This is a genomic window from Nitrosomonas communis (genome assembly GCF_900114745.1).
GTDB classification, from domain to species: domain Bacteria; phylum Pseudomonadota; class Gammaproteobacteria; order Burkholderiales; family Nitrosomonadaceae; genus Nitrosomonas; species Nitrosomonas communis_A.
On the sequence record NZ_FOUB01000144.1, the window covers coordinates 1 to 3410 of the forward strand.

The window sequence follows — 3410 nt, forward strand, 5'->3', positions numbered from 1 at the left end:
GTTGAGTTCGATATCAAGAGTCTGTTCGACAAGATCGACCACAAGCTGCTGATGCGCGCGCTCAGGAAGCACTGTCAGACACCATGGGTCTTGCTATACGTCGAGCGTTGGCTGAAAACACCAATGCAAATGCCGGACGGCGAGCTTGCGGCGTGCCACGACTGTTGCCTTTACCTCCCTCTACACATGCCATCTTCCCGTGTTCGCTGTCTCCCATGACGGGGGCTTTCAGCCATTGCTTAATCAAAGCGAGTACCGCCCCGTCCACAATGCGTTCTGCCACGGTCGCCATGAGTTTAGTGTGCGCAATGCGGTCAAAGTACTTCGACAGGTCAGCATCGATGACTTGCGTTTGCCCTCGGCGCATTGCGTCAGCAATGGCGTCTATCGCTTCGTGGGCTGATTTCTTTGGACGGAATCCATAGGAATGCTCGCAAAAATCAGCCTCAAAAATCGGCTCCATTACTAACTTGAGTGCCGTTTGGGCTATGCGATCTCGTATCGTCGGTATCCCCAGCGGTCGCTTGCTACCGTCCGCTTTGGGGAGCATGACCCGCCTCACCGGGCTTGCCCGGTAGGTCTTGTCTTGCAATTCATGTCCCCATTCCAATAGATAGCAGTCTACCCCCATCCCGTTCTCTATGGCGTCAAAGCTCACCCCATCTACACCGGGACCCCCTTTGTTGGCCTTGACCAGTCGCCAGGCATGACTGAGTATATCAGCCCGATACCGCTTGTCGTAGAGCGCGTAAAAGCGGTAGCCCGGTTCTTGCTTGGCCTTGATGTAAAGCTTCCCCTGTAGCGTCCTGATCGTATCCGGGGTGGTTAGCAACATCGCAATCCCTCGATCCTCCACTCGTTGGTTGCGTGAACAAAGCAGGGTTCCTTCCCTTGGCCAGGGTTGTGTTGTCCCTCAGCTTCAATCGGTACTATGAACCCCTCCGACTTCCATAACGATCCACTGCTATTTCGTTTCCTTATAAGCAGCAGTCGGTAGTCTCCCTCCACCGTTATGGATCTCCAGCACTGTACCATTTAACTTCCGATACAGGCCGACCCTGCTACCCCGACGGCTCGCTAGTGTGGCTTCCATTACCAGCACACTATCACTTCGGCCTTCCCTATACAGACACGAGGTCGGCAACCGCATTTAGTTTACGAGGCTACTTCTAGGTTCACTTGCGTTACGGCCTGCCTCTTTGTCGTTTAGAAGCTCACGTCACTCAATTACTTGAATGCCGCTCCTTCGTGCTACCAAGGCGTATGGACAATTCCTTGGACGGGACTTTAACCCGCTAGCTAAATTGCTGTTACTGCGAACGTCTGTCCCCTATTTATTTACACACAGGCTCTTATTCTAATTTGCACTAGAACTGCATTCATAATCCAATATATGAAATGATTCAATTTGCATAGGTGGAAAAAAACTGCTCGACAGAACATCCTTGCTTTTATCTGATTGCTTTGGCTTGAGCCCATTTTGGTTCAATTTCATTGAGGTCTAGAATCAAGAGTCTCGATCTAACGCGTCACGCTAGCTACACCCACACGGAAACGCTTAGCCATTTGTGCGATGGTAAGACTCTCCTTTCCTCGAATGGATAATACCTGAGGGCAAAAGGATACCTGATATGGAATCTGCAAATTGTATTTAATTTATATGTAATTGGCTCTGTGTTTGGTTTGTGTGCGGTAACGAACAGAATAAGTTTACCTTATCCCTCACCATAGTTAACCGGAAGGCACGTTGTTCGTCCGATAACTCGGTCGGGTCAACTTTCTGTTCGACAAGAGTAAAACGCCGCACATGCGGGCGGATGAGCTATGCCGGTACTTTGGCCTTAGCCAAAAAAATAGGTTTGGCGAAATCGACGGCTATCCTGGAGTTGTTGAAGTGCGGCCACACTGATCCAAATTGGACGCTTCCAAGCCGAATAGCAGACCATCCACTGACTTGGCTAATCCAGGTTAATAGTATTATTGTTGATGCTCGGTATGCCTCGCGTGAAATTCAAGAGGAAGCATTTCGATGTGGATGGATTCCTTGTTCCTTATCTGCCTTGAGTGTTTTTCATGGAACGAGAATTGGGGCTAGGCCGCAAATTAAGAAAAATAAGTGTATACTCCCAATTATGTTAAGGTCACCCCTTTCCAGATTTTCAAATGCGCTTTATCACATAACATGGCGTGGAGATCGCAGTGAAAACATTTATAAGAGAGGGGATGACCGGCTAAGGTTTTAGAAACGCTTAGAATGGTTGTGGCTGATTACAACGGGTTATGTCATAGTTATTATCTGATGGATTACCACTATTATCTCATCAACGAAACATTTGACAGCAATTTGTTATCTAAGATATGTATCATCAATCTGAAATAGGGTTGAATTTGAAAACCCAGATTTACTTAGGGAATGAAGCTTTCGTAATTGAAATGCAAGAAAAATTGGGAAAGAAAAAGTTAAATTAAATATATCCAAGTGAAAAAACGGCCGGTTGCGCAAAGCCTTTGTCTGAAATTGCAGTGCAATACAAAGACCGGAAAATAGCAATTATTGCTAATTACAAAACAGGTGCATATAGTCAATGATAAATTGGAGAGAACAATCAATTACACCAACAATGGTTGGGACAATTGTACGCAAGAACAAGAATTCTTGATTCTGTATTTGGCCCTATTTGCTTGTTTCTCTCTTTGCCCTATTATTCTATCCTCCCCTACCCGCCATACAACGGCGAAGTACGCAATTTTGTATTTTTTGCACTAACTATATAAATCATAGAATTATGCGCGGACTAATCAAGCAGTTTATTTTCAGCATTGGTATACGAGGAAGCAGCCTATATTTTGTGGATGAAAAATGCTTGAAATCGCCTAAATTGCTTCTATCTATACAGTGTTTAGTTAGTAAATTTTTATATCAGAGAAATCGCCGAGTTATAACAATTAAACGCAGCTGAGGTTATATTCACAAGACGAACTATAAGTAAGGCATTTGGGTCAATATGCCTGCTAAAATAAAAGAGCAGTATTTTATATTTATAATTGGAGGTCATTAAAATGAACCAAAACTATTCAACAGTTGCCCAAAGATCCTCATCTGTTTTGGCAACTAACAAGGTATTGCGTAATACCTACTTGCTGCTATCGTTGACGTTGTTGTTCAGCGGGCTAACAGCTGGACTTTCAATGTTCTTAAATATGCCACCGATGACCTATTTGATTTCTGTCATTAGTGGCATGGTAATTGCCATGTTTGTATTACCGCGTTTTGCCCACTCTACAGCAGGAATCGGAATTGTTTTTCTGATTACTGGTTTGTTGGGATTTGGACTGGGACCCATGTTAACCATGTACGCTTCACTGCCTAATGGTGGAAATATCATTACATTGTCACTAGGGGGTACAGG

3 protein-coding genes and 1 pseudogene are annotated in these 3410 nt (G+C 44.9%); 2 read left to right on the top strand and 2 right to left on the bottom strand.

Annotation, left to right across the window (positions count from 1 at the left end; translation table 11 throughout):
- Positions 1-61 precede the first annotated feature (61 nt).
- Together BM122_RS20745 and BM122_RS23770 are read right to left on the bottom strand one after the other, a co-directional pair.
- A complete protein-coding gene (locus BM122_RS20745) occupies positions 62-835 on the bottom strand; it encodes a reverse transcriptase domain-containing protein (protein WP_218152206.1) in 774 nt (257 codons plus the stop codon).
- Positions 836-964: 129 nt separating this feature from the next.
- The gene (locus tag BM122_RS23770; RefSeq protein WP_177198246.1) at positions 965-1150 is read right to left on the bottom strand and encodes a hypothetical protein; all 186 of its coding nucleotides are present in this window, start codon (positions 1148-1150) and stop codon (positions 965-967) included.
- Positions 1151-1774: 624 nt separating this feature from the next.
- Between BM122_RS23770 and BM122_RS26455 the strand changes: the two are divergent.
- Positions 1775-1909 (top strand): annotated as a pseudogene (locus tag BM122_RS26455) (hypothetical protein); the annotation flags it as partial.
- A 1151-nt stretch (positions 1910-3060) separates the two neighbouring features.
- A partial coding sequence (locus BM122_RS20760) for a Bax inhibitor-1 family protein (RefSeq protein WP_177198247.1) occupies positions 3061-3410 on the top strand: 350 nt, incomplete at its 3' end.